This is a genomic window from Actinoplanes sp. NPDC048796 (assembly GCF_040650035.1).
Taxonomy (GTDB): Bacteria; Actinomycetota; Actinomycetes; order Mycobacteriales; family Micromonosporaceae; genus Actinoplanes.
Map to the genome: position 1 here is coordinate 77,382 of NZ_JBEZGO010000018.1, position 25,253 is coordinate 102,634.

Below are 25,253 nucleotides of genomic sequence, written 5' to 3' on the forward strand. Positions count from 1 at the left end.
CACTGAGGTGCAACCCTCAGCCGTCGCCCCGTGGAGGCCGGTCATGGCCGACGAGCTTCGCCCGGGATGGGCATCCGCCGCCCAGTTCGTGGTCGCGCAGACCGCCGTCCTCGGCGCGGTCGCCTATTACATCGGGCAGTCCTACAACGACGGCTACTACGGATATCTGGGTAGTCCCCGCGAATTCTTCGACCCGAAGCTCTACGACGTCCTGCTCATCGGCGGCCGGCACGTGTTCATCTTCTTCGGGATCGGCCTGCTCGCCTGCGTGTTCCTGGTGGCCGGGTCCAAGGGCGCGTCGGCCTGGATCGTCGCCGGCGACACCCGCTATTTCGCGGCGTCCATCGCCTGCCTCGTCCTCGCCTGCGCCGGGCTGATCGCCGGGTACGCTCTCTGGTCCGCGCACCGGGCGGTGCTCGCCTCGGCCCTCACCGCCGCCGCCATCGCCATGTCGGCCTTCTTCGCCTTCCTCGTGTCCGAGTACCCGCACACGGCGGAGCCGGCCCGCCGGTTCTGGCGCTACGGCATCGCCGGGTGCGCGGTGGCGCTCGCCCTGATCAGCGTGAACGCGCTGGCCGAGCTCGCCCACCAGAACGGCGCGAAGGAGGCCGCCGACTCGCTCGGCGAGTTGCCGGTCATCACGATCTACAGCGACCGGAACCTGTTTCTGGCCGGCTCCGGCGTGAAAGTCACGCCGGCGAAAAATCCCCGATTTCGGTACGACGGTCTCCGGCTAGTCCGGTACGCGAATCAGAAGTACGTCATGGTCGGCGCCGGCTGGAAGCCGTCGCAGACCGTCTTCGTCCTGCCCGAGGCGGCGGATTTCCGCGTCGACATCAGCAAACCCGAGGAGGCACCGTGAGCCCGTACTTGAAAGCCGTCTTCGCCGCTGTGGCCGGTGGGCTCATCGCCTTTCTGGCCGCCCTTCTGTCAGCGCTCCAGGGCGAGAACACCGGATTCGACACCATCACCGACGGCCAATGGGTGACCGCGGTCCTGGCCTTGTTCATCGGGGCGGCGGGCACGGGCACCGTCACATACCAGGTGCAGAACCGGCGGTCCGGAACGGACTCCGGCAAGCCCGGCCCGGACGACCGGCCCTAGCTTGATTCCCAACCTCTTCGGCGCGGCCTTTTGGTTGCTCGTGCCGGTGGCTGGCTTCCTGCTGGTGACGATGTGGACGTCGAGGCGGGTTGCCGGGTGCCGGTTGCGGTGTCCTGGTAACCGGCCGGGAGGGTTGTGGTGCTGCCACGGGGTTGCCGGCTTGGCAGTCCAGGTACCGAAACCCTCGCCGGATACGAGCGGGAATGAACATGCCGGTCGGGGCGGGGCGTTCCCCGGGCCGGCGTAGATCCGCGACGGCGCCTCGAGCGAGGCGTAGTTGGGCGCAGGTGCCGGCGTACGGCTTCAGTGCAGAGCCGCGTACGCCACCGAGCAACAGCAGCCATCGACATTTGTGAGTGCAGCCGCGGGCTCGCGGTCAAGCAGGCACAAGTACGGTCTACCGCAATGCGTCATCTGTCGGTCCGGCGGCGTCCGGATCTGGCGATGAGCGGTCATGATGGGCGCGTCAGGTCGGGATCAACCACGCCGCCAGGCGGTCCTGCTCGTCCTCGGGCATCGGCCAGATGGCGGGCTTGACCCAAGCGACGCGCCCGTGACCGCAGATTCGCGAGCCTTCGTACATCCGGAGCACGTCATCCGGCCCCACGTCTTGCCAGTCCGGAGTGTGCTCGAGAAACAGCGCGACCACGATCGCCCGGACACTGTCCCCAGGGCGAATTTGAGGCCGCGAGAAGCCCAGCACGGGTCCTGCGGTCTGCCTTCCTCCAGGCCAATCGGGTAGTCCCCAGTTGGGCCGATACGTGAACCGGTCTTCCGTGGCATAGCCGCCGAGCAGTGGGTTCACACGCCCACCGTCCTTCGCCAGCACAAGATCAAGATTGATCCCGATCGCCAGTACGTTCACCGGTTCCATGAGCGGAGAATAATGTTTCTCTGGCGGCGAAGCCGTACGGATCTGCCGCAGACAAAGCGCGCCGGGCTACCGGACTCGAACCGGCTCATACCTTGCGGTCGTCAGCACAAAAGTGCCGGTAACGGACTTTCCCACCCGCCTTTGCCCGACGCGCCCCATGAGCGTAGTTGCCGACCAGCCAGAATGCATCTCGTAGACGGACTTACCGCCGACAACGCACCGTCGCTGCGTTGCGTCGCCTGCTGAGGAAAGTCGCCGCTACGTTCAGTGACGACCGGCGGTGGCAACCAGGTCGCAGGCTGCGATCGGCACGACTCGGTGGTGTAGGAGCGGGAGTCTTCGCGGATGACTTCGGCGAGGCTGGGCAGTCCGGGCAGGCGGCTGATCTCGAGCTGATTGAGCCAGTCCGGCAGTGCTCCTGGCTCGCCGGTGTCGACCATGGCGGCGAAGGCTCTGAACAGGGCGTGGACGCGCTCCGCTGCGAGATCAAGGTCAAAGCTCGAGCTAGAGCTTCTGCAGCTGGGTGACGACCATGGCCACCGCGAAGAAGCCGTAGAAGCCGATGGCGATCAGCATGCCGCCCAGGCGCCAGCCCCGCGTGCGGATGGCGCTGGGCAGGTCGCGCAGGTTGAGGCGGACCAGCAGGATCGAGTAGAGCAGGGTGACCACCGAGGCGGCGCAGGTGGACACGATCAGCAGGCCCAGGGGCTGGGTGAAGCCGGCCAGCAGGATCGTCGAGCCCAGGACGATCTCGGCCCAGACGACGGTCAGGTACAGGCGCGGCTCGGTCCAGCGGGTCGATCCGGCCAGGTAGTTGCGGCGCAGGAAGTCCGACGCGACGCGGCCGATGATGTCGAGCAGGCCCATCGCGGCCGCCCACAGCGACACGGCGGCCACGGCCAGGAACAGCAGTTTGAGCCAGCCGCCGACCTGGTCGGCCAGGATGCCGGCCTCGATGCGGAGGAACGACGTGTCGTTCTTGAGGTCGTCGCGGCCGAACAGGGTCTCGTACGCCAGAAGGCTCATGATGCTGATCGTCACGAAGCAGACCGCGACGAACGTGACCAGATGTTCGGTGTTCGCCCGCTTCCACCAGACGCGCCAGCGGCTCAGGTTCTCCTCGTCCGTGGGGAACAGATAGCGGTCGGCGCCGGCCGCCTCCTCGCGGCCGGTGATGGGCGAGACGAGGCGGGGCACGTGCGCGCCCATGCCGTACCGCTTGTCGCGGATCCAGTTGCTGAGGACCAGATTGTGGACACCGCCGGCGCCGGCCGCCCCGATCGCGCTCAGGATGAGGGTGAAGGTGATGCCGTCGGGGATCCGGCCGAACTCGGTGACCGTCGCCGTGGCGGCGTCACCCCACGTGGTCAGGGAGATGACGAAGACGACCACGACGAGCAGGAAGAACAGGGTGAGGGCGACCTTGAGCGTCTCGACGCGTTCGACAGTGGTGTAGACGACCTTGGACAGGGTGAGCAGCAGGCCGACCGCGACCAGGGTGACGATCGTGATCCAGACCGGGTCGCCCCAGCCGACAAGGTACGTGAAGACGGTGGAGCCGCTGGTCGCCCAGCCGGGCCACACGTACTGGAAGGCCCCGGCCAGACAGATGATGACGCCCCACCCTTTCCACCAGCGGGAGAATCCGGCCACGACGGTCTGGCCGGTCGCGAGGGTGTAGCGCTCGATCTCCATGTTGATGACGAACTGGACGGCGAGCGTGCAGAAGGCCAGCCAGAGCAGGCCGAGACCGCCGATCGCGGTCAGGTAGGGCCAGAGGATGATCTCGCCGGCGGCCATGCCGATGCCCACGGCCACGACGCCGGGGCCGATCATCCGGCGGAGCGGCAGGGGCTCGGGCAGGTTTCTCGATGTCTCCTGAACCGCCTGGTCGGTGGTGACGCGCGATCGAGGCATGTCGAACTCCGAGGGGTATGTACGAACCGGTACGTTAGTTATCCGGTGTGACCGCCACCACTGTCAAGCCGCGCGTTCCGCCCTCTCGAACGGCTGAAGTTGGGCCGCTCCTCTCGACGTACCCGGCCCAAGCTCGCGAACCTGGTCGAACCGACAGTCAGGAGAGCCCTGTGAAGCGCCGGATCCGCGCCTTGACGGCCGCCACCCTCGCCCTCACCGGCGGGTGCGGCGCCCCCGCCGCCTCGGCCCCGAACGCGTCGCCGCCGGCCGCCCGCAGCGGTCTGGGGTCCGCCGGCGTTCCCGACCCGTGCGCCCTGCTCGGCCGCGACGACGTGCGGGAGCTGACCCATCGTGAGGTCACCCGGATCGACGAGGACGGCGCCGGAGCGGACGCCGGCACCCGCTATTGCCAGTGGCAGCAGGAGGAGGGCCAGCTGGCGGTCTTCCTGAGCCGGGTGGATCCGGCCGGCTTCCGGGTCATCGTCGACGGGAACGAGACGGTCGACGGGGTGGGCGACGAGGCGTACTGGAACTCAGGGCATTTGTACGTGCTGTCCGGCACCCTGCAGGTCGACGTCTACTCGCGGGGCGGGGACGATCTCCCGGACGCCAAGCGGGTCGCCGAGGCCGTCCTGGCCCGGCTGTGACACCGGATTGAGCGCGTACGGCTGCCCGGCCCGGTGATGGCGCCGGCACAGGACCACATATCCGACCTCGGCGTCGGCGTCGGTGTTGCCGACGACCACGGTGTCACCGTCGCGCACCATCACCCCGCCGGTGACGCGGGCGTTCATCCGCGCCGGCTGCCCGCACCAGCACATCGGGTAGACCTGCAGCGCCTCGACGATGTCGGCCAGCACGACCAGCCGCGCCGAGCCGGGGAACTGCTCCCCGCGGAAGTCCGAGAGCAGCCCGAACGTGAACACGTCGATGTCGTGGTCGTCGACCAGCGCCGCCAGCTGGTCGACCTGCTCGGGCGACAGGAACTGCGCCTCGTCCACGATCACGTGATCGACCCGGGCCCCGTTGTACGACAGCACCCGGTGCACCAGGTCGGTGTCCGCCTCGAACTCGATGGCGTCCGCCTCGAGCCCGATCCGCGACGACACGATCCCCGCGCCGGCCCGGTCGAGCCGGGTCAGCAGCATCCCCGTACGCCCGCAGGCCGCGTAGGTGTGCCGGTATTGCAGCACCATCGTGCTCTTGCCGCTGTTCATCGCCGCGTACCGGTAGTGCAGCTGGGCCACCCGTGCCGCCGCCTCTCGTTTTGTGCAAACCCGAGAAGACTAACGACTCTTCGGCCGGCAGCGATCATCGCTCCGGTCCGCCCGCCGGGAAGATCCCTTCAAGTACCGGTTTCATGCCCCTGGGTGGACCACCGGGCGCGGTTGCTCGCTACGGTTGCTCACTATGGCTACCTACTCCGGCCCGGCCCGGCTGACCCTCGTCGACGGCACACAGGTGTCGGGCATGGCCTCGCTGAGCACCAACCAGCGCGGCGGTCTCGACAACTGGGGCGGAACTTTCCGCCCCGACCAGGTGACCGACGAGATCCGCAACGCGGGCGACGGTCTCTCCCTCGAGCTGCCGTACGACCAGACGGCCTCCGTCTCGGTGACCGGCGTCCGCCGGCTGCTCGCCACCCAGATCCTGGTCTCGCTCACCGGCAGCGGCCCCGCTCCGTTCTGATTCAACGTTTTGTTGACAACAAAACGTTGAAGTGATCGGATGGGCGGCATGACACAGGCACGTACGGAGTTCGCCGCCCTGAGCCGGATCGCCGAGCGGCACGCCGCCACCGAGGAGCAGCGCCGGCGGGCCTCGCATCCCGCCGCCGTCGAGCCGCACGAGGCCGTACGGCTGGTGGCCGGCCTGACCCTGGGGACGATCGGCACCGAGCTCGGCGAGCCGGATCTGGACGACCAGGACCTCCTGGCGGCCCTGGCCCTCGTCGCTCACGTGCGGGCCGACGTCGACCAGTTGGAGCTGGGGCTGCTGGACGCCGCCCGCGGGCGCGAACTGACCTGGCAGGCCATCGCCCAGGGCATGGGCCTCAACAGCGCCCAGGCCGCCAAGCAGCGCCGCGACCGCCTCGCCGAGCGCCAGGCCGTGACCGAGGGCTAGCGGCTGTCCTTGCGGGCCTGGCGGCGGGCGCCGGCCGCCCTGGTCGAGGCGTGGCGTTTGCGGCGGTCGGGCGTGTCCGGGCGGTTGCCGGTGCGCTGCGGCCGCGGCTTCCCGCCCTTGGCGGGGCGCCGCGGCTTCGCGGCGGCTTTCGCCTCGGCCTCCCGCTCGGCCTTCAGCGCCTCGGCCGCGTCGTGGGCCAGGGTGGCCAGGCGAGCGCTGACCGTCGACAGCAACTCCTCGAAGACCTCGGCCTTGGCCCGGCGCCGGGCATTGCGGTGGTACGCCTTGCCCCGGCCGCCGGTCTCGGGAACACGTTCGGCGGCGCGGCGGCGGTAGTTCTTCACCTGTTTGTCGCGGGCCCGGCGGACCCGGCCGTGCAGCTCGATCAGCGCGTCCTCGTCGAGCTTCTTCAGGCGTTTCGGGCCGGCCTCGCGGACCAGCGCCAGCTCCGCCTCGGTCAGGGTGCCCAGGATCGCGTCCATGACGTCACAGCCTGGTGCTCACCGGGAGGACCGTCTTCATGCGCCGCGGGTGAGATGATCCGGAGGCACGTACGAGGGCCGGTAGTGCAGCGCGTCGCGGACGTTCTTCTGCACCGCCACCGCCGCGAACAGCGCCATCGCGAACGACAGCCCGTAGAAGCCCTTCTCGCTGAGCGCCATGCCGCTGTTGACCAGCCCGACGGCCAGCATGATGACCGAGCCCCCGACGACGGCCCAGGCCAGGCCCAGATAGAGCGCCGTGACGGGCAGCCCCTCGGCCCGGTCCCGGACCGATTTCTGCAGGGAAATGGCCGCGAACAGGCCGAGGACGAGAACCGCCGCGTAGAAGCCTTTCTCGCTGCGGATCATCGACGCGTTCCACAGCCCGACCGCGTACGCGATGACGCCGAGGAACAGTGCCGCCCACGACGCGCCGACGAAGGCGGCGGTGGGTTTGCCGGGCGAAGCGGGTGCGAATGTCATGGCAGCAGCCTTCCCGAGCCCCGCCCCCGGCGGATGAGTACGAGTACCTAAGGCGACTCCGCCGTACCCTCATGAAATAATCAGGTTTGTTTCCCATTACTCTTCCTGAGGAGGCCGCCCTGAGCCCCGTCGCCTTCGAGCTCGCGGTCCAGGACACGCACGGACTCGAGGTGGCGGCCCGTCTCGGCGCCGACCGCATCGAGCTGTGCTCCGCGCTCGCCCTCGGCGGGGTGACCCCGTCACTCGCCTTCGTCGAGGCCGCCGTCGCCACGCCCGGCATCCCACCGGTCCACGTGCTGGTCCGCCCCCGCCCGGGCGGCTTCACCTACGACCCCGCCGAGACCGCCACGATTTTGCAGGACGTACGCCACGTGCTGCGCACCGGCGCGACCGGGGTGGTCATCGGCGGCGTCCGCGACGCCACCGTCGACACCGACCTGGTCAAGCGCGTCCTCGACGCCGCCGGCGACGCCCCCGTCACGTTCCACCGGGCCTTCGACAGCCTCCCCGACCCGGTCGCGGCCGTCGAGACCCTGGCCGCCCTCGGCGTACGGCGGATCCTGACCTCCGCCGGCGCGACCTCGGTGGCCGACGCCCTCCCGGCCCTGGCCGCCCTCGTCACCACGGCCGCCGGCCGGATCGACATCATGGCCGGCGGCGGTGTCACCGTCGACCTGATCCCGGCCCTGCTGCGCACCGGCGTCCCCGCCATCCACGCCTCCGCGAAGTGCCTGATCCCCGACGACCTCACCATCGGCCTCGGCACGTCCTCCCCCGCCGGCCCGGGCGGCCGGGAGACCACCGACCTCGGCCTGGCGACCGCCCTGCTGGCCGCGATCCGGGCCGCCCACTGATCCGGGTCACCGTCGCCGCCGGTACGCCACGGTCGGCCACCACTCGCCCTTGACCTCCCGTGGCCGATCGCGTCGCGGAGCCGGCCCGCAGCGCGACCACCCCGTCATCCATCGCCATCCTCGACCCTGAAGTGACCATTCCCATAAACAGGACTCCAAGAATCCTCTTTATGGCACGCTTCTCTCGTGCGCCTCAACCGGTCGACGGACATCAGCCTCCGGATCCTCATGCTCGGCGCGGTCGGTGACGATCTGCTCACCATCGACCACCTCGCCGAGTCGCTGAACGTACCTCGCCACCACCTGGCCAAGGTGGTGCAGAAGCTTCAGCACATGGGCCTGCTCGAGACCGTCCGCGGCCGCAACGGCGGCGTGCGCCTCGCCACCGCCGCCCGCGACGCCTCGATCGGAGCCGTCGTGCGGGAGCTGGAGGGCGCCACCGAGGTCGTCGACTGCGAAGGCGAGACCGCCTGCCCGCTGAGCCGGGGCTGCCGCCTGCGCGGCGCGCTCCGCAAAGCGCAGGAGGCCTTCTACGCGGCCCTCGACCCGCTCACCGTCGGCGATCTCACCTCGCCACCGACGTACCAGATCCTGGTCAGCCTGTAACAACGGAGGAACCCCGTGCTCTCACAGAAAAGCGCGCCGATCGTCGCCGCCACCCTGCCGGTCGTCGGTGCGCACATCGACCAGATCTCCGGCGTCTTCTACGACACGATGCTGGGCGAGAACCCCGAGCTGCTGAACCTGTTCAGCCGCAGCGCGCAGGCCACCGGCGAGCAGAAGTCGGCCCTGGCCGGCGCGGTCGCCCTGTTCGCCACCCACCTGATCGGCGAGGCCGAGCTGCCGGAGCACGTCGTCGACCGGATCGCCCAGCGGCACTGCGCCCTCGGCATCCGCCCCGAGCAGTACGCGATGGTCGGCAAGTACCTGCTGGGCGCGGTCGCCACCGTCCTCGGCGACGCCGTCACGCCCGAGATCGCCGCCGCCTGGGACGAGGTCTACTGGCTGTTCGCCGTCCGCCTGATCGGCATCGAGTCGCGCGTGTACGCGTCGGCCGGCGTCGACGGCGCTGACCCGTGGCGCACGTACACCGTCGCCACCAAGGTGACCGAGGCCGACGACACCGTCTCGCTGCTGCTCACCCCGGCCGACGGCGGCCCGGTCCCGCACTACCGTCCCGGCCAGTACGTCACCGTCGCCGCCACCCTGCCCGACGGCGGCCGCCAGCTGCGCCAGTACTCGTTGTCGCAGGCCCCGAACGGCGGCACGCTGCGCATCACCGTCCGGCGCGTGCGGGGCACCGACGGCCGCCCGGACGGCGTCGTCTCCGGCTGGATCCACGATGTGGTGCGTCCCGGCGACCAGCTGACGGTCTCCCAGGCGTACGGCGACCTGACCCTGCCCGAGACCGGCGACCACCCGCTGCTGCTCATCAGCGCGGGCGTCGGCATCACCCCGATGGCTGCCATCCTCGACGAGGTGGCGCGCACCCAGCCCGGCCGCACGGTCACGGTGGTGCACGCCGACCGCAGCCCGTCCCGTCATCCACTACGGGCCGAGATCGAGACCACGTCGTCCCGCCTGCACTCCTTCGAAAACCTGGCCTGGTACGAGCAGCCGGCGCCGGGCGCCTTCACCGGCCGCGTCGACCCCGACGAGATCCCGTTGCACCCCGGCACCGAGGTCTACCTCTGCGGCCCGGTCCCGTTCATGCAGGCCGTCCGCTCCGCCCTGCACCGCCGCGGCCTGCCCGAGGACCGCATCCGCTACGAGGTCTTCGGCTCCGAACAATGGCGAACGGTTCCGGTTCCGGCCTGAACTTTTCAGAGATACGGGATTCTCGAAAGGCGGACTGAGAGGGGAACGGCCACGTCGTGGTCCGGGCCGTTCCCCGCTTCCGGGCTGTCCGGCAACGCCCGCCCGCCTCCGGCGGGCTCAGGTCAGAACACGCATCCGCTCACCCTGGCGGCCCAGAATGCTCAGCAGCTCCACCGGATGCCCGCCCGCGCTGCCGAACCAGTGCGGTACGCGGGTGTCGAACTCGGCCGCCTCCCCCGCGCGCATCAGGACGTCGTGCCCGTTCAGCATCAGCCGCAGCGTCCCCGAGAGAACGTAGAGCCACTCGTGTCCTTCATGGACACGCGGATCCGGTTCGCTCTGATCGGCCGGCACGATGACCTTCCACGCCTGCAACGACCCCGCGTGCGGCGTGAGCGGCAGGACGGTGCGCCCGTTGGCCCGGCGCGGGACCATGCGCACCCGCGGATCGCCGACCGGCGGCGCGCCGACCAGATGCTCCAGGGGCACCTGGTGGGCCTGTGCGAGCGGCAGCAGCAGGTCGAGGGTGGGCCGACGCTGCCCGCTTTCGAGCCGGGAGAGCGTGCTCTTCGAAATTCCGGTCATCCCGGCGAGTGCGGCCAGCGTGAGACCGCGGCGGTGGCGCACACGCCGCAGACGGGCGCCGACTTCGGACTGTTCCATGCCCCGATTCCAGTGCCCCGTCCCAGTACCGGCAACGTTCTTTGCCGTTCCGGCACACCCGGGCGCAGTCTGGCCGTCATGAGCGAACGAGCGATGACACCACCGTCCCGTCACCACATGGCCGTCATGATCTGGCTGGCCGTCTTCCCGACCCTCACCGTCCTGCAGTTCCTGCTCGGCCCCGTGCTGCGCGACGCCCCGATCGTGCTCCGCACGCTCGTGTTCGCCTCGGTCGCCGTGCCGATCGTCATCTACGGCCTGATGCCGCTCCTGCAACGGCTGCGCGTTCTCGTGCTGGCGGGCCGTCGCGGTAAATGAGAAGCGCCTGGCGATCTTGAAGGGCTAGCGTGACCGGCAACGGAAACGCCATCCCGGTAAGGGGGAGAGCAGTCATGCAGCGGGTCAACGACCGTCTGATCAATTGGGCCAGCCTCATCGAGGCCGGCACCCTGGCCCAGGCGGAAGCCGCTTCGACACTGCCCTTCATCTTTCCGCACATCGCCCTCATGCCCGACGCCCACCTGGGCAAGGGCGCGACCGTCGGTTCGGTCATCCCGACCCTCGGCGCGATCATCCCGGCCGCCGTGGGTGTCGACATCGGCTGCGGCATGGCTGCCGTCCGCACGCAGTACCACCGGGACGACCTGAAGCCGGACCTGGCTGGGCTGCGCACCGCCATCGAACGCGCGGTGCCACTGTCGGCCGGCGTCTACAACACGGCGATCACCGACACCGCGGCCCGCCGGGTCGAGACGCTGACCGCCAAGGCGGAGAAGGCGGGCTTCGAGCCGGGACGGTACGCGGGGAACTGGCAGCTCCAGCTGGGCACGCTCGGCAGCGGCAACCACTTCATCGAGGTGACCGCGGACGAGACCGGCGCCGTCTGGCTGTTCCTGCACTCGGGGTCGCGCGGGGTCGGCAACAAGATCGCCACGCATCACATCAAGGTGGCGCAGGAGCTGATGAAGCGCTACTGGATCAGCGTGCCCGATCCCGACCTGGCGTACCTGGCCGAGGGCACCGACGAGTTCTGGCGCTACATCCGCGAGCTGCGCTGGGCCCAGGACTTCGCCCTGTCCAACCGGGACGAGATGATGGACCGGGTGGTGGCCTGCTTCGCCGAGTTCACCGGCGGCCCGGTCGAGGAACTGGAGCGGGTCCAGTGCCATCACAACTACACCGAGCAGGAGACCCACTTCGGCAAGAAGGTGTGGCTCTCGCGCAAGGGTGCCATCAACGCCGAGCCGGGCCGGCCGGGTCTGATCCCCGGCTCGATGGGCGACGCGTCGTACGTGGTCGTGGGCAAGGGCAACCGCCTGGCCCTGAACTCGTCCCCGCACGGCGCCGGCCGTAACTACTCGCGCTCGAAGGCCCGCAAGACCTTCACCCGCGAGCAGCTGCGCGAGGCCATGAAGGGCATCGAGTACCGCGACACCGACGCGTTCCTCGACGAGATCCCGCAGGCCTACAAGCCCATCGACGTGGTCATGCGGGACGCCGGCGACCTGGTGGAGATCCGCCACACCCTGCGCCAGATCGTCAACGTCAAGGGCGACTGACGCGATTCGCGGTACGGCCCGGGGAGCCCCCGGGCCGTACCGGCGCTAGCTCGCGGGACGTTGCCAGGGCTTCCCGACGATGGCGTAGCGCACGGTGCTCGAACCGACCACGGTGCCGGCCGGAACGCCGTCCTGGTCCTCGGTCAGGCGCTTGCGCTCGCCGATGAACGCGCCCGTCACCGGGTCGATGACTATCTCCTGCTGCTTTCCCGCGGCGGTGATGCCCAGGGCCGTACCGGCGCGGCCGTCGAGGGTCACCCGCCGCTCGGAGATCTCCAGCGTGGGCAGGTAGGTCAGGGCCCGGTACAGGGCCGCCCGCAGGTCGGCCGGGATCAGGCCGCTGCGCAGCGCGTCGGTGACGTAGACGAGAACTTCCTGGTCGCGGTCCTGGCCGTGGCCCTTCGTGTCGGTACGGAGACGGTCGTAGAGCCGGCGCGGGTCGCGGGGCAGTTCGGCCAGGAACGCGGCGGTGGGGCTCTGCCAGTTGCCGGGGGCGGCGCACGGGTCGCCGGCGGCCGGATAGAAGTTCCCGCACCGGCCGCTCAGCCGTTCCGGGCTCGACCGGGCGTCCAGGCCGGACCCCTTCACCTGCTCGTCGGTGCCGAGCAGGCGGGTCCGTTCGCCGGTGTCGGTGCGCAGCAGGAACCACTGAGCGGACGGGTCAGCGGGCACCCACGTCTCCTCCCGGGTCCCGAACAGGCCGGCCACGCCGGGGTTGTAGGCGGCGTGCAGGGAATGGGTGGCGATGTACCGGTACGAGCCGGCCGGGATCGGCCCGTCCAGGGCGAGGGTCTGCGCGTCGGCCGCGGTGTTCAGCGTCTGCGCCACTTCCACCATGGCGACCGGTGGCGCGCTGCCGCGAAGAGCCATGGCCACCACCGCCACCGCCACGAGGACCGCCGCCACCGCGAGCGGAAGCCGTGGCCATCGCCGCCGCCGGTCGGCGGGCCGTTCCTCGATCTCCGCCAAGACACGCGTGCGTACCCGCCGCAGCGCCCCGGCATCCTCGCCCGGCACCGGGTAGAGGTCGTGCAGAGCCTCATCGAGTTCGTCGATCATGACTCTCCTTCGCGCGGCGAGAAAGCCGGCCGGGGCGTTGTCGCCGAGGCCGAGCGCAGGGTGCGGCGGACGCGGTGCAGGCGGGAGCGGACGGTGCCTTCCGGTATGGCCAGGGCGGCTGCGATCTCCCGCGTGTCGAGGCCGGCCAGGCTGCTCAGCAGGAGCACGTCACGGTCGCCGTCGGGCAGGGCGGCGATCGCAGCGGCCAGGCCGGCGAGCCGGGCCCGGGCGTCGACCCGCTCGGCCACCTGGTCCTCGGTGCCGTCTACGCGGGTGCTGTGCCCGGACAGCCGCTCCGACAGGCGCTGCTGCTGAGCCTGGGTGCGATGGTGGCGGCGGAGCAGATTCACGGCGATCCCGAACAGCCAGGACCGGGCGGTGCCCCGCTCCGGGCGGAAGTCGCCGCGGGCCGACCACCCCGTCAGGAAGGTCTCGGCCACCAGGTCCTCGGCCTGTACCGCCCCGACCTGCCGGGCCAGGTAACGCCACAGCCCCGGCGCGTGTTCGTCGAAGAGTACGGTGAATCGTTCCCGGGCCCGCGGGCCGCTGAGCCAGGGATCCACATCGGCCACCGGTGGGCCGGCGGCCCCGGCCGTTCGTAGGGTCATGCCAAGTATTGCCAGAACGCGCCGGAAGCGTTCACGGCCCCTCGAACGGCACCACGGTGACGCCCGGCCAGCGGACGTCCGGCCGATGCCGTTCGAGGCGGGCGCGGAACCGTTCGAGGCCGGCGCGCCGCGGGTTGCGCCGCCAGACGCCGTCGAGGAGGTCGTCCAGCCCGAACGGGGCGCACACCTCGATCCCGCCGTCCGCGCGCAGGCGCACCGCCACGGCGGTCGCGGTTTCCGGCCACGTGCCGACGGCGTCCTCGACGGACGTGAACGGCTCGACCGGGCCGCCGCCGAACTTCGCTGGGTACCACGTGTGCACGGCGGCCTGGTTCTTCGCCTCCCACGGGACACCCGGCAGCCGGCGCTCCAGCCGTTGCGTCACGCGGTCGTCGTTGGCGCGGCTCAGGTCGCCCGGGTCGAAGAAGGCCACGTCCACATCCCGTACGGCCTCGGGACGGAACCCGGCGCCGAACCGCTCACCCCACACCAGGTCGCGCAGAGCCCCGGCCCCCACCCAGGCGTCGGGCACCGCCTCGTCCCGCACCGCTGTGAGCACACGCGTCATCCACGCGTCGCCCCGGATCAGGCCCGCCAGTGTCTCCGCCGTCGTCATGGGTCCAGAATGCACAGGCTCAGCGCCAGCTCTGGCAGCGCAGCGAGCACAGGTAGCGCCGGGGCGCCCGGTCGCCCATCCGGGTGCGGATCCGCTCGGCGACCGCGTCGAGCAGGGGTTCACGGACGGCGGGATCGAGTTTGCGGTACGCCGACTGGGTGCGCAGCAGGTCGGCGAAGCCCCGGCCGTCGAACCACTGGACCACCGGGTACCACCGGCGCGGCTCGGCGAGCACCTCGTCCTCCAGCGGCGGGTGGCCCCAGTGCGGGTTGCCGGGGTCGAACCGCTCGTGCAGGTCGGCGGTCTCGCCGTACACCTCCGGATCCCCCGCGCGGCGTACGACAGTGAAGTCGAGCAGGGCGAGGTGACCGGCCAGCGCGGCCGCCCGGCGCCGCCCGATCTCCGGATCGATCCAGTGCCACGACGAGGCGGCCACCAGGACGTCGAACCGGCGGCCCCGGTCGGGCCAGTCCTCGAAGGCCGCCGTCTCGACCGTCACGTTCGGGAAACCGGCGAGCCGGTGGCGGGCCAGGCCGGCCAGGGCCGGCCCCGGCTCGACCGCGGTCACCGCCCAGCCCCGGGCCGCCATCGAGCGGGTCGCCTGGCCGGTGCCGCAGCCGACCTCCAGCACCGGCGCTCCCGGCGTCAGCCCGGTCAGGCCGGCCAGGTCGTCGAAGAGCGCTTCGGGATAGCCGGGGCGGACCCGGTCGTACAGCTCCGGCACCTCGTCGAACCTCAGCCCCAGCGACTCGGTCATCCGCCCACCCCTGTTCCCGTCGTCACCCCTGGGCACCCGCGCTACATTCGGCAGCGGTGTTCCAGCTTTCCGCCGCCTTCAACCTGCACAGCGCCAAGGCCTTCGTCGGCCGTGACGGTGAGCTGGCGGTGCTGCGCGCCGCCCTGTCGGCTCCCCCGTCGGCCGTGCTGGTCCTCGGCGAGGGCGGCGTCGGCAAGACCCGCCTGGTGGCCGAGGCGCTGTCAGCGGCGCCCGGCCGGGTCATTGTGGCGCACTGCGACGACCTGCGCGAGCCGCTTCCGCTGGGCCCGATCCTGGACGGCCTGCGCCTGTGCTCGCCGGCCCTGCCGGGTCTCGACCCGGCGGTCGCCGTCTTCGCGCCCTATCTGCCGGCGCTGGCCGCCCTGAGCCCGCCGCCGCCGCTGGACGACCCGCGGGCCGAACGGGCCCGCCTGCTGGGGGCGATGGCCGCCCTGCTGGGCGCGCTGGCCCCGGTCGTGGTCGCGCTCGAGGACCTTCAGATGGCCGACCCGGCGACCCTGGAGTTCGTGACGTGGCTGGCCACCCATCCGGTGCCGGGGCTGACCGTGGTGATGACCAGCCGGGAGCCGGTCGCGGTGCCGGCCCGTGTCGTCCGCCTGGCGCCGCTCTCGCCGGCCGAGGTCGGCTCGCTCGCCGGGACGTTGCTGCGCCGCGATGTTCTGCCGCCGGTCTTCGTGGAGCAGCTGTTCGAGCGTACGGCCGGTGTGCCGTTCCTGGTCGAGGAGGTGGTCCGCTCCCTGGTCGAGCGGCATGAGATCGACCGCATCGACCAGCGCCCCGACCTGCTGGGCGACGTGCTCGGCGACGTGGCCGTGCCGGCCCTGCTGCGCGACGTCCTGCTGTGGCGCATGCGCCCCCTCGACGAGCCCACCCGCGACGTCCTCGGCGCCGCCGCCGTCCACGGCGTGGTGGCCGAGGCCCACGCCCTGGCCGAGCTGCTGTCGCTGCCGGTCGGACAGGTCGAGGAGGCGCTGCGCGACGCCGCCGGGGCCGGGCTGCTGCACCCGGTCGACGACGGGCCGCCCCGGTTCCGGCACACGCTGGCCCGGCAGGTCGTCTACGAGCTGCTGCCCGAGCTCGAACGGCGGATGCTGCACCTGCGCTGCGCCCGGGTCCTGGAACGTCAGGCGCCGCGCCCGGTGGCCCAGTTGGCGCACCACTACCGGCTGGCCGGGAACCCGGCCGACCATGTCCGCAACGCCGAGGCGGCGGCCGACCTGGCCACCGCGCGCGGCGACGACGCCACGGCCGCCCGCTTCCTGCTGGCCACCATGGACCACCCGGAGCTCCCCCGCCGCCAGCGGGCCCGCCTGGCCGGGAAGCTGGGCCGCTCGGCGGTGGAGGGCGTCACCCAGGCCGAGGCGATCCCGGTGCTGCGCCGCATCCTCACCGACCGGGGGCTGCCGCCCGGCGCCCGCGGCGACCTGGGCCTGGCCCTCGGCCGGATGCTGCGCCAGCAGGGCGAGGCCTCGGCCGGTTACGAGGAGATCGAGCGGGCCGTACCGCACCTCAAGCAGCACGGCCGCCGCGCGCGGGCGCTGGCCATCCTCTCCGCCCCCGACACCGTGCTCGACCGGCACGTGGACGAGCATCTGCGCTACTGCGCGGCCGCTCTCCAGGCGGCGCGGCAGTCGGGTGACCCGTCGGCCCTGCTGTCGGTCGAGATCGCCCAGTTGTCGCTGCGGCTGGAGCTGGACGAGCCGGGGGCGTGGCCGGCCGTGCGGCGGGCCCTGGACGATCCGCGCTTCGCCGACCACCCCCGCGACCACCTGCGCGCCTGCCTGAACTGGGCCCAGGGCGCCCTGCACACCGGCCGCGACGGCCGCGCGGCCCAGCTCCTGGCGATCGCCCGCGGCCTGCCCGCCGCCGCCGAGTACGAGCGGATCCGCCCGGTCGCCGAGCTCACCGAGCACGCCCTCGACCTGGCCACCGGCCGCCTGGACGGTCTGGAGGACCGCCTCCTGGCCTTCCTGGCCCGCCCCGACCGCCTGCCGCTGACCATGCTGGACGCCCGCCTGTACCTGGGCCGGCTCCGGGCCCGGCTGGGGCGGGCCGGTGAGGCCGAGTCGGACCTGCGCTCGGTGATCGCCGACGCCGAGCGGGTGGGTGCCGCCTGGCCGTTGATCCCGGCCCACACCGCCCTGGCCGCCGTGCTCGGCGATCCGGCCCCGGCCCGTACCGCGATCGCCCTGGCCGGCCGTAAGGGCCTGCCCGCCTGGGGCCGTTCGGCCGCCGCGGTGATCGAACGGCTTGCCTAAATGTTTTAGGCATGCGCATAATGGCTTTCGCAAGGAGGTCATGACATGGCGAGAGCGGGACTGACGGCCGACCGGCTGGCCCAGGCGGGCGCCGAGCTGGCCGACGAAGAAGGCTTCGACAACGTGACGCCCTCCGCGCTGGCCCGGCGCTTCGACGTGAAGGTCGCCAGCCTCTACTCCCACGTGAAGAACGCGCACGACCTCCGCGTCCGCGTCGCCCTCCTCGCCCTGGAGGAGCTGGCCGGGCTGGTCGCCGCCGCGCTGGCCGGCCGGTCGGGCCGCGACGCGCTGGCCGCCCTGGGCGACACCTACCGCGACTACGCGCGGGCACATCCGGGTCGCTACGCCGCCACCCAGTTCCCGCTCGACGACGAGACGGCGATGCGCAGCGCCGGGCCGCGGCACTCGCAGATGACGCGGGCGGTCCTGCGCGGCTACGCCCTGACCGAGCCCGACCAGACCCACGCCGTCCGCCTGCTGGGCAGCACGTTCCACGGCTTCATCGCCCTCGAGCTGTCCGGCGGCTTCTCCCACAGCACACCCGAGGCCGGCGAGAGCTGGAACCGCATTCTCGACGTCCTCGACGTCACCCTTCGTCACTGGCCCGCTTCGTCACCGGCCCCGAGGGACACACCATGATCACCACACCGATCACCGCCGAGGTCGTCCGCGGCGCCGTCGAGCTCGAGCCCACGGCCCACGGCCTGCTCCCCCATCGCCTGCCCGGGTGGGCCCGCGCGCAGACCCCCGACCCGCAGCTGGCCATGGTCGAGGCACAACCTTCCGGGGTACGCCTCGTCTTCCGCACCCGCGCCACGACGGTCGAGCTGCTGACCGTGCCCACGAAGCGGGTCTACCCCGGCCTCCCGCCGCGCCCCGAGGGCGTCTACGACCTGCGGGCCGACGGCGCCCTGGTCGCCCAGGCCACCGCCGCCGGCGGCAACGTCATCACCATCGACATGTCCACCGGCAAGTCCGGCTACCAGCCCGGCGGCCCCGTGACGGTGCCCTTCACCGCGCTGCCGGCCGGCGACAAGACCGTCGAGATCTGGCTGCCGCACAACGAGACCACCGAACTCGTGGCCCTGCGTACCGACGAACCGGTCGAGCCCTGGGCCCCGACCGGAACCGGCCCGGTCTGGGTGCATCACGGCAGCTCCATCAGCCAGGGCTCGAACGCCACCAGCCCGACGTCCATCTGGCCGGTCGCGGCCGCCCTGGACGCCGGGGCCGACCTGCTCAACCTGGGGTTCGGCGGGAGCGCGCTGCTGGACCCGTTCGTGGCCCGGACGATCCGCGACACCCCGGCCGGCCTCATCACCCTCAAGCTCGGCATCAACCTGGTGAACGCCGACCTGATGCGCCGCCGCGCCTTCGCCCCGGCCGTGCACGGCTTCCTCGACACCATCCGGGACGGCCACCCGGCCACCCGGCTGATCGTGGTCTCCCCGATCCACTGCGCGATCCACGAGGACACCCCCGGGCCCGGCGCCTTCGACCTGGAGGCCCTCAAGACCGGCGAGCTGAAGTTCATCGCCACCGGGACTCCGGACCCGACCAAGCTCACCCTGCGCGTCATCCGGGAGGAACTCGAGCGCGTCGTCACGGAGCGGAACGACCAGAACCTGACCTACCTCAACGGCCTCGACCTGTACGGCGAAGCCGACTCCCGGGACCACCCCCTGCCCGACCGCCTGCACCCGGACACCGCCACCCATCGCCTGATCGCCGACCGCTTCGTCAAGCGCGTCTTCGGCTGAGGCCCGCGGCAGGCTCCGGCTCGCCGAAAAGTTCCGCCGAACACCGATGAGTTCGAGCGCGGGCGCGGGTCTACTGAGCAGAACGTCGATGAAGGGACACGACAATGAGCCAGCCAGAGACCCGCACCCTCGCCGTACCGGGCGCGGTGTTGACCTATGACGTACGCCCCGGTGACGGACCTGTCCTGCTGCTCGCCGGCTCGCCGATGCAGGCCGAGGGGTTCGCGACGCTCGCCGGGCACTTCCCGGACCGGACGGTCGTCACGTACGACCCGCGCGGCATCGCCCGCAGCGAGCGCACCGACGGCGTCATCGAGTCGACGCCGGACGAGCACGCCGACGACATCGCGGCCGTCATCGCCGAGGTGTCCGACGGCGGGCCGGTCGACGTCTTCGGCAGCAGCGGCGGGGCGGTGAACACGCTCGCGCTCGTCGCGCGGCATCCCGCCCTCGTTCGTACGCTGGTCGCGCACGAACCCCCGTCGCTGCCCGTCCTGCCCGACCGGGAGACCGCCACCGCGGCGACGGTGGACATCCACGAGACGTACCAGAAGTCCGGCATGGGACCCGCGATGGTCAAGTTCTTCCTGCTCACCGGGGCCAAGGGCGAGATCCCGGCCGGTTTCGCCGACCAGCCGGCGCCCGATCCGGCGCAGTTCGGGCTGCCGGCCGAGGACAGCGGCGACCGCGCCGACCCGCTGCTGGGCCAGAACCTCATGTCGTGCACGCACTACGAGTTCGACTTCGGCGCGCTGCGGGCCGCGCCCACCCGGATCGTCGTGGCGGTCGGCGCCGAATCCGTGGGCGAGCTGGCCCATCGGGGCGGCGAGGGCGTCGCGGCCCGGCTGGGCACCGAGGCGGTCACCTTCCCGAGCCACCACGGCGGCTTCCTGGGCGGCGAGTTCGGCATGACCGGCGACCCGGACGGCTTCGCCGCGGCGCTGCGCGAGGCGTTGCGCTAGTCACGCTTTATTGCCAAGGCTTTGCAGCAGGGGCTCGGGGGAAATAGCGTCCGATCATGACCGCCACCTCCCGGGCCGCTCGATTTCGGGCGAGCCTGACCACCGCCGACAAGCGGTCGCTGTACGGCATGGCCGGCTTCATCGTGCTGCTGCACGTGGTCGGGTTCGGGCTGCTGTTCGGCTTCGTGGTGCCCAAGCACTTCCATCTCGGCGGGGCCCATCCGGTCTTCACGGTCGGCGTCGGGGTGCTCGCGTACACGTTCGGGCTGCGGCACGCGTTCGACGCCGACCACATCGCGGCGGTCGACAACACCACGCGCAAGCTCATGCAGGACGGGACCGGGCGCAAGCCGCTGTCGGTGGGTTTCTGGTTCTCGCTCGGGCACTCGACGATCGTGTTCGGGCTCGCGTTCCTGCTCTCGTTCGGCGTCAAGGCCCTGGCCGGGCAGGTCGAGGACGACGGCAGCGCGCTGCACTCGGTGACCGGGGTGATCGGGGCCTCGGTCTCCGGCGTCTTCCTGTGGATCCTCGGGATCCTCAACCTGGTGGTGCTGATCGGGATCATCAAGGTGTTCCGGGCCATCCGCCAGGGACGCTACGACGAGCAGGAGCTCGAGGAGCAGCTCAACAAGCGCGGCTTCATGAACAGGCTGCTCGGCGGCCTCACGAAATCGGTGCGCAAGCCGTGGCACATCTATCCGGTCGGGGTGCTGTTCGGGCTGGGCTTCGACACCGCCACCGAGGTCGGGCTGCTCGTGCTGGCCGGCGGCGCGGCCGTGTTCAACCTGCCGTTCTACTCGATCCTGGTGCTGCCGATCCTGTTCGCGGCGGCGATGTGCCTGATGGACACGGTCGACGGCGTCTTCATGAACGTCGCCTACGGCTGGGCCTTCGCCAAGCCGGTCCGCAAGGTCTTCTACAACATCACGATCACGTCGATCTCGGTGGCGGTGGCGCTGATCATCGGCACCATCGAGCTGATCGGCGTGCTCGACGACCAGGCGCACATCACCACCGGGCCGCTCGCCGCGATCGGCGCGATCCCGCTCGACTACGCGGGTTACGGCATCGTCGGGCTCTTCGTGGTGGCCTGGGCGGTCGCCCTCGCAGTCTGGCGTTTCGGCCGCATCGAGGAGCGCTGGTCGGCGCCTAAATAGGCCGGATCTCCTCGGTGCAGGCCGGCTCGCCGGCCTGGATGCGGGCGGTGACGTGGCAGGCGACCTGGCGCAGCATCGTGATCTGCTCCTCGGTCAGCCCGTCGATCACGTAGCGCCGGACGGCCTCGACATGCCCGGGCGCGGCCCTGACCACCAGGTCCCAGCCGTCGTCGGTGAGGATGGCGACCGTGTAGCGCCCGTTGCACGGGTCGGGCTCACGGCGCAGCAGGCCGCGGGTCTCGAGGCGCTTCACCACGTTCGACAGGCGGGACAGTGAGCTGGCCAGCCTGCGCGCGAGCTCGCTCATGCGCAGCGTGCGGCCCTCGGACATCGACAGGCCACTGAGCACCATGTAGTCGAACAGCGTGATGTTGTTGTCGCGCAGGAGCTGGGCGTCGAGCGCGGACGGCAGCAGGAACATCAGCTGAGCCAGCGAGATCCACGCCTCGCGTTCCTGATTCTCGAGCCACCGCGGTTCCGCCTGCATGCCCAGAAGAGTACGGCTCGGACGCGACTCCCCCGGAAACAGACGTGACACATCTCCCATATTCAAGCTTGAAGTGAACCTGCTACCTTAGCTTCAAGCTTGAAGCTAGAATGAGAACGTCACCGAGGAGAGCTCCCATGACCCTGTTCCGCCTGGACGCCAGCATCCGGATCGACGGCTCCACCAGCCGCGAGATCGCCGACATCGTCGAGCACGAGTGGCTCGCCTCCCACCCCGGCGACAAGGTCGTCAACCGGCACGTCGGCGCCGAGCCCATCCCCGCCACCGCCTGGGGCAACGCCGTCGCCGGGGGCGCCACCGAGGAGGCCGCCCGCACCCCCGAGCAGCGCGAGGCCATCGCGCTGGCCCGGACCCTGGCCGACGAGCTGATCAACGCCGACGCCATCCTGTTCGCCGTCCCGCTCTACAACTACGGCGTCTCCCAGCACTTCAAGACGTACGTCGACCTGCTGCTCACCGCGCCCAACGCGTTCGGCCAGCAGTTCCTCAAGGGCAAGCCGGTCGTGCTCGCGACCGTCCGCGGCGGCGCCTACGGCGCGGGCACTCCCCGTGAGGGCTGGGACCACTCCACCCCGTACCTCAAGCGGGTCATCGCCGACATGTGGGGCGCCGACCTGACCATCGTCGAGCGCGAGTTCACGCTCGTCGGCTCGAACCCGGCCCTCGACCAGTTCACCGACGCCGCCGCCGCCATGCACGCCGAGGCCCTCGACGCCGCCCGCGAGGCGGGCAAGGCGCTGGGCGCTCTTCCCAACGGCCTCTGAGTTCGGCACTGTGAACGGGTGAGCCGATTCGTCGATGAAGTGATCGCGAACGCCGCCCGCGCCCGCACCGGCATGGTGACCGGTGAACCGGGCGAACCCCTCCGCCGCACGTGGGGCGAGGTCCACGACGCCGCCCGCCGGATAGCGGGCGGGCTCGAGCCCGGCCAGGCCATCGCCGTCCTGGCCGGGCAGCCCGCCCAGATCGCCGGAGTCGCGCAGGCGATCTGGCTGGCCGGCGGCAGCATGACGATGCTGCACCAGCCCACTCCCCGGACCGACCTCGAGGTCTGGCGCGACGACACGGTGCGGGTCCTGCGCATGATCGACGCCCGGGCCGTCGTCGTGGGCGCGCCTTTCGAACCGGTGATCCCGGTCCTCGAGGCGTACGGCATCAAGCATCATCTCCTCGACGATCTGCTGGCGGGCCCGCCGATCGACCGGATCGCCGAGACCGGCGAGGACGACGCGGCCCTTCTCCAGCTCACCAGCGGGTCGACCGCCGAGCCCAAGGCCGTGCGCATCACCCACGGCAACCTCTACGCCAACGTCACCGACTCGGCGCGGCATCTCGGCTGCGACGAGAGCGGCGTCATGGTCTCGTGGCTGCCCATGTTCCACGACATGGGCATGGTCGGCTGCCTGCTGCTGCCCATGCTCAGCGGCATGGAGCTGATCAGCGTCACCCCGGCCGACTTCCTGAGCCGGCCGCTGCTCTGGGCCGAGCTGATGAGCCGGTACGGTGCCACGATCACCACCGCCCCCAACTTCGCCTGGGCGGTGCTCGCCCGCCAGCTCACCCGGGTGCCCGACGGCGCCCTCGACCTCTCGAAGCTCCAGGTGGCCGGCAACGGCGCCGAGCCGATCGACCCGGCCACCATGGAGGCCTTCGTGGCCACGGCGACCCGGTTCGGGCTGAAACCCGAGGCGGTGAACTGCTGCTACGGCGCCGCCGAGAGCACCCTGGTCATCTCGATGTCGGCGATGGCCGACCCGATGCTGCTCGACGTCGTCGACGCGGCGGCGCTCGAGCGGGACCGGCGGGCCGTGCCCACCGAGGGCGGCGCCCGCCGGCTGCCGAAACTCGGCAAGCCGTTCCCCACCGTCGAGGTCCGGGTGGTCGACGACGACGGCAAGCCGCTGGGCGAACGCCAGGTCGGCCGGGTGCAGCTGCGCGGCGAGTCGGTCACCGACGGCTACATCACGCCGGACGGCTGGGAGCCCGCGCGCGACGCCGGCGGCTGGCTCGACATCGGCGACGAGGGCTACCTCACCGACGGCCAGGTCGTCGTCTGCGGCCGCCGCAAAGACGTGATCATCATGGGCGGCCGGAACATCTACCCGACCGACATCGAACGCGCCGCCGGCCGCGTCCCCGGGGTCCGGGAGGGCAACGTCGCGGCCGTACGCCTGCTCGCCGGCGACGGCCGGCCCCGCGAGTCCTTCGCCGTGATCGTGGAGGCCCGCGACGGCGCGCCCGACGACATCGCCCGCGAGGTCACCAGCCGCATCGTGGCCGAGATCGACGCCCGCCCGGCCCAGGTCCGGGTGGTGCCGCCGGGCTCGCTGCCCAAGACGCCGTCCGGGAAACTGCGCCGGGGCGCCGCGCGGGACCTGCTCGGATGACGCGGGCGCTCGTGTTCACCCGCACGGCCGGCTACCGCCACGAGTCCCTTCCGGCCGCGGTGGCGGCGGTGTCCGCTTTCCCGGGTGTCCGCGTCGTGCCCAGCGAGGATCCCGTCGCGCTGCACGACCTCAGCCGGTTCGACGTGGTCATGTTCCTGTCGACGACCGGCGACGTCCTCGACCGGCGCGGGCGATCGTCGCTGCGGTCGTTCGTCACGGGCGGCGGTGGCTTCGTGGGGGTGCACTCGGCGGCGGGCACGGAGCTGAGCGATCCCTGGTACGGCGAGCTTCTGGGCGCCCGGTTCGCCGGGCACCCGGAAGGCGTACAGCAAGCGACGCTCTTCGATCCTGACGGTGTGCCCTGGAAGTTCACCGACGAGTGGTACGGCTTCACCGAGGTCCGCGACGACCTGGAGATCCTGCTGACGGTGGACGAGGAGACCTACGAGCCCGGGCCGTACGCGATGACGGGCCCCCATCCGCAGGCGTGGCGGCGGCCGGTGGAAGCGGGCCGGTCCTGGTACACCGCGCTCGGGCACACGAACGAGGCCTGGGCCGACCCGGCGTTCCTCGACCACGTTCGCGGAGGTATCGCCTACGCCGCCCGCGGCTGACGGGTTCACGCCGGTGACGACGGTCGCGAAAGGGTGTCGCGGCCGTCGCCGCGGCCTAGCGTGGGCGGCGTGCTGGCACTCATCGACCGCTTCGGCTACCTCGGCGTGGCCGGCGTCGTCTTCGTGGAGAGTTTCGGCGTTCCGGCCCCCGGCGAGACCGCGATCATCGCCGGCGCGGTGGCCGCCGGCAGCGGCCACCTGAACATCTTCGGCGTCGCCACGGTCGCCTTCCTGGCCGCCGTCACCGGCGACACCCTCGGCTACGAGATCGGCCGCCGCGGCGGCCGCCCGCTGGTGCAGAGATTCGGCAAGTACGTCCGCCTGACCCCCGAACGCCTGGACAAGGTCGAGGCGTTCATGACCCGCCAAGGCCCGAAGATCATCGTGGTGGCCCGCTTCGTCGAGGGGTTACGGCAGTTCAACGGCATCGTGGCCGGCCTCAGCGGCATGCACTACCGCAAGTTCATCGCCTGGAACGCGCTCGGCGCGGCCCTGTGGGTGGGCTTGTGGGCGACCGGCGGCTACTTCGCGGGCGACCACATCGAGCAGATCGCCAAGGCGGCCAGCCACTACCTGGTCGTGGTGGCCGCGGTGGCGGTGCTGGCCGTCGTCGCGTACGTCTGGCGCCGTCGCCGCCGCCGCCGGACGGCCGATAGGTGAGAATGTTC

30 protein-coding genes are annotated in these 25,253 nt (G+C 71.3%); 19 read left to right on the top strand and 11 right to left on the bottom strand.

The genetic code is table 11. From position 1 onward, the window contains the following. The first annotated feature begins 43 nt into the window (after window positions 1-43). Together AB0C26_RS40800 and AB0C26_RS40805 are read left to right on the top strand one after the other, a co-directional pair. A complete protein-coding gene (locus tag AB0C26_RS40800; RefSeq protein ID WP_360259125.1) occupies window positions 44-862 on the top strand; it encodes a hypothetical protein in 819 nt (272 codons plus the stop codon). Then, window positions 859-1,104: a hypothetical protein gene (locus AB0C26_RS40805; protein WP_360259128.1), complete on the top strand. Its 246-nt coding sequence runs from the start codon at window positions 859-861 to the stop codon at window positions 1,102-1,104. Before AB0C26_RS40800 ends, AB0C26_RS40805 begins: the two co-directional genes overlap by 4 nt. A 466-nt stretch (window positions 1,105-1,570) precedes the next feature. Here the strand turns inward: AB0C26_RS40805 and AB0C26_RS40810 are convergent, their stop codons facing one another. Further along, window positions 1,571-1,978: a hypothetical protein gene (locus tag AB0C26_RS40810; RefSeq protein ID WP_360259130.1), complete on the bottom strand. Its 408-nt coding sequence runs from the start codon at window positions 1,976-1,978 to the stop codon at window positions 1,571-1,573. Window positions 1,979-2,482: 504 nt separating this feature from the next. Then, a complete protein-coding gene (locus AB0C26_RS40815; RefSeq protein ID WP_360259132.1) occupies window positions 2,483-3,895 on the bottom strand; it encodes an Nramp family divalent metal transporter in 1,413 nt (470 codons plus the stop codon). A 170-nt stretch (window positions 3,896-4,065) separates the two neighbouring features. Here AB0C26_RS40815 and AB0C26_RS40820 point away from each other — a divergent pair, with 170 nt between their 5' ends. Continuing rightward, complete coding sequence (locus tag AB0C26_RS40820) at window positions 4,066-4,542, top strand: hypothetical protein (protein ID WP_360259134.1); 477 nt, start codon at window positions 4,066-4,068, stop codon at window positions 4,540-4,542. Here AB0C26_RS40820 and AB0C26_RS40825 read toward each other — a convergent pair. Next, the gene (locus tag AB0C26_RS40825; protein WP_360259136.1) at window positions 4,429-5,142 is read right to left on the bottom strand and encodes a thymidine kinase; all 714 of its coding nucleotides are present in this window, start codon (window positions 5,140-5,142) and stop codon (window positions 4,429-4,431) included. The two genes, AB0C26_RS40820 and AB0C26_RS40825, sit on opposite strands and share 114 nt — an antisense overlap. Before the next feature lie 163 nt (window positions 5,143-5,305). Between AB0C26_RS40825 and AB0C26_RS40830 the strand changes: the two genes are divergently transcribed. Both AB0C26_RS40830 and AB0C26_RS40835 read left to right on the top strand, forming a co-directional pair. Further along, a complete protein-coding gene (locus tag AB0C26_RS40830; RefSeq protein WP_360259138.1) occupies window positions 5,306-5,584 on the top strand; it encodes a hypothetical protein in 279 nt (92 codons plus the stop codon). A gap of 48 nt (window positions 5,585-5,632) precedes the next feature. Then, on the top strand, window positions 5,633-6,019 hold the full coding sequence (locus tag AB0C26_RS40835; RefSeq protein WP_360259140.1) for a DNA-binding protein: 387 nt from the start codon (window positions 5,633-5,635) through the stop codon (window positions 6,017-6,019). Here the strand turns inward: AB0C26_RS40835 and AB0C26_RS40840 are convergent. Beyond that, complete coding sequence (locus tag AB0C26_RS40840) at window positions 6,016-6,501, bottom strand: hypothetical protein (protein WP_360259142.1); 486 nt, start codon at window positions 6,499-6,501, stop codon at window positions 6,016-6,018. The genes AB0C26_RS40835 and AB0C26_RS40840 overlap by 4 nt on opposite strands. A 36-nt stretch (window positions 6,502-6,537) precedes the next feature. After that, window positions 6,538-6,984, bottom strand: a complete 447-nt coding sequence (gene yiaA / locus AB0C26_RS40845) for an inner membrane protein YiaA (protein WP_360259144.1) — start codon at window positions 6,982-6,984, stop codon at window positions 6,538-6,540. 86 nt (window positions 6,985-7,070) lie between these two features. On the opposite strand from yiaA, the gene AB0C26_RS40850 reads away from it, so the two are divergent. From AB0C26_RS40850 to AB0C26_RS40860, 3 genes are all read left to right on the top strand, one after another. Further along, window positions 7,071-7,838 carry a copper homeostasis protein CutC gene (locus AB0C26_RS40850; protein WP_360259146.1) on the top strand — a complete coding sequence of 256 codons (768 nt, stop codon included), beginning with the start codon at window positions 7,071-7,073 and terminating at the stop codon, window positions 7,836-7,838. 186 nt (window positions 7,839-8,024) lie between these two features. Next, on the top strand, window positions 8,025-8,444 hold the full coding sequence (locus AB0C26_RS40855; protein ID WP_360259148.1) for an Rrf2 family transcriptional regulator: 420 nt from the start codon (window positions 8,025-8,027) through the stop codon (window positions 8,442-8,444). Between the two features lie 15 nt (window positions 8,445-8,459). Further along, window positions 8,460-9,656, top strand: a complete 1,197-nt coding sequence (locus AB0C26_RS40860; RefSeq protein ID WP_360259150.1) for a globin domain-containing protein — start codon at window positions 8,460-8,462, stop codon at window positions 9,654-9,656. Between the two features lie 117 nt (window positions 9,657-9,773). On the opposite strand, the gene AB0C26_RS40865 is transcribed toward AB0C26_RS40860, so the two are convergent. Continuing rightward, on the bottom strand, window positions 9,774-10,319 hold the full coding sequence (locus tag AB0C26_RS40865) for an XRE family transcriptional regulator (protein ID WP_360259152.1): 546 nt from the start codon (window positions 10,317-10,319) through the stop codon (window positions 9,774-9,776). 78 nt (window positions 10,320-10,397) lie between these two features. Between AB0C26_RS40865 and AB0C26_RS40870 the strand changes: the two genes are divergently transcribed. Together AB0C26_RS40870 and AB0C26_RS40875 are read left to right on the top strand one after the other, a co-directional pair. Beyond that, window positions 10,398-10,637: a hypothetical protein gene (locus AB0C26_RS40870; RefSeq protein ID WP_360259154.1), complete on the top strand. Its 240-nt coding sequence runs from the start codon at window positions 10,398-10,400 to the stop codon at window positions 10,635-10,637. A gap of 74 nt (window positions 10,638-10,711) precedes the next feature. Continuing rightward, window positions 10,712-11,878 (top strand): RtcB family protein, encoded by a 1,167-nt coding sequence (locus AB0C26_RS40875; protein WP_360259156.1) that lies wholly within the window; start codon window positions 10,712-10,714, stop codon window positions 11,876-11,878. A gap of 45 nt (window positions 11,879-11,923) precedes the next feature. Here the strand turns inward: AB0C26_RS40875 and AB0C26_RS40880 are convergent, their stop codons facing one another. Genes AB0C26_RS40880 through AB0C26_RS40895 form a run of 4 tightly spaced genes read right to left on the bottom strand, consistent with a single transcriptional unit; the run spans window position 11,924 to window position 14,918 of the window. Continuing rightward, on the bottom strand, window positions 11,924-12,937 hold the full coding sequence (locus tag AB0C26_RS40880) for a CU044_5270 family protein (RefSeq protein ID WP_360259158.1): 1,014 nt from the start codon (window positions 12,935-12,937) through the stop codon (window positions 11,924-11,926). After that, window positions 12,934-13,545, bottom strand: coding sequence for an RNA polymerase sigma factor (locus tag AB0C26_RS40885; protein ID WP_360259160.1), 612 nt, complete (start codon window positions 13,543-13,545; stop codon window positions 12,934-12,936). The genes AB0C26_RS40880 and AB0C26_RS40885 overlap by 4 nt, the downstream gene beginning before the upstream one ends. Before the next feature lie 31 nt (window positions 13,546-13,576). After that, a complete protein-coding gene (locus tag AB0C26_RS40890; protein WP_360259162.1) occupies window positions 13,577-14,161 on the bottom strand; it encodes a nucleotidyltransferase family protein in 585 nt (194 codons plus the stop codon). A gap of 19 nt (window positions 14,162-14,180) precedes the next feature. Next, window positions 14,181-14,918 (bottom strand): class I SAM-dependent methyltransferase, encoded by a 738-nt coding sequence (locus tag AB0C26_RS40895; protein WP_360259165.1) that lies wholly within the window; start codon window positions 14,916-14,918, stop codon window positions 14,181-14,183. 56 nt (window positions 14,919-14,974) lie between these two features. Between AB0C26_RS40895 and AB0C26_RS40900 the strand changes: the two genes are divergently transcribed. The 5 genes from AB0C26_RS40900 (at window position 14,975) to AB0C26_RS40920 (ending at window position 21,076) form a co-directional block, all read left to right on the top strand. Beyond that, window positions 14,975-17,197 carry an AAA family ATPase gene (locus AB0C26_RS40900; RefSeq protein ID WP_360259167.1) on the top strand — a complete coding sequence of 741 codons (2,223 nt, stop codon included), beginning with the start codon at window positions 14,975-14,977 and terminating at the stop codon, window positions 17,195-17,197. Window positions 17,198-17,242: 45 nt separating this feature from the next. After that, the gene (locus AB0C26_RS40905) at window positions 17,243-17,836 is read left to right on the top strand and encodes a TetR-like C-terminal domain-containing protein (protein WP_360259170.1); all 594 of its coding nucleotides are present in this window, start codon (window positions 17,243-17,245) and stop codon (window positions 17,834-17,836) included. Beyond that, the gene (locus AB0C26_RS40910) at window positions 17,833-18,957 is read left to right on the top strand and encodes an SGNH/GDSL hydrolase family protein (protein WP_360259173.1); all 1,125 of its coding nucleotides are present in this window, start codon (window positions 17,833-17,835) and stop codon (window positions 18,955-18,957) included. Before AB0C26_RS40905 ends, AB0C26_RS40910 begins: the two co-directional genes overlap by 4 nt. Before the next feature lie 104 nt (window positions 18,958-19,061). Then, a complete protein-coding gene (locus tag AB0C26_RS40915; RefSeq protein WP_360259176.1) occupies window positions 19,062-19,919 on the top strand; it encodes an alpha/beta hydrolase in 858 nt (285 codons plus the stop codon). Window positions 19,920-19,975: 56 nt separating this feature from the next. After that, on the top strand, window positions 19,976-21,076 hold the full coding sequence (locus AB0C26_RS40920; RefSeq protein ID WP_360259179.1) for a HoxN/HupN/NixA family nickel/cobalt transporter: 1,101 nt from the start codon (window positions 19,976-19,978) through the stop codon (window positions 21,074-21,076). On the opposite strand, the gene AB0C26_RS40925 is transcribed toward AB0C26_RS40920, so the two are convergent. Continuing rightward, entirely contained in the window at window positions 21,069-21,563 is a 495-nt protein-coding gene (locus tag AB0C26_RS40925; protein ID WP_360259182.1) for a MarR family transcriptional regulator, read from the bottom strand. The genes AB0C26_RS40920 and AB0C26_RS40925 overlap by 8 nt on opposite strands. A 137-nt stretch (window positions 21,564-21,700) precedes the next feature. On the opposite strand from AB0C26_RS40925, the gene AB0C26_RS40930 reads away from it, so the two are divergent. From AB0C26_RS40930 to AB0C26_RS40945, 4 genes are all read left to right on the top strand, one after another. After that, complete coding sequence (locus tag AB0C26_RS40930) at window positions 21,701-22,348, top strand: NAD(P)H-dependent oxidoreductase (protein WP_360259184.1); 648 nt, start codon at window positions 21,701-21,703, stop codon at window positions 22,346-22,348. Between the two features lie 18 nt (window positions 22,349-22,366). Continuing rightward, complete coding sequence (locus AB0C26_RS40935) at window positions 22,367-23,971, top strand: fatty acyl-AMP ligase (protein ID WP_360259187.1); 1,605 nt, start codon at window positions 22,367-22,369, stop codon at window positions 23,969-23,971. Beyond that, entirely contained in the window at window positions 23,968-24,585 is a 618-nt protein-coding gene (locus AB0C26_RS40940; RefSeq protein ID WP_360259189.1) for a ThuA domain-containing protein, read from the top strand. Before AB0C26_RS40935 ends, AB0C26_RS40940 begins: the two co-directional genes overlap by 4 nt. 69 nt (window positions 24,586-24,654) lie before the next feature. After that, complete coding sequence (locus tag AB0C26_RS40945; protein ID WP_360259191.1) at window positions 24,655-25,245, top strand: DedA family protein; 591 nt, start codon at window positions 24,655-24,657, stop codon at window positions 25,243-25,245. The last annotated feature ends 8 nt before the right edge of the window (window positions 25,246-25,253 follow it).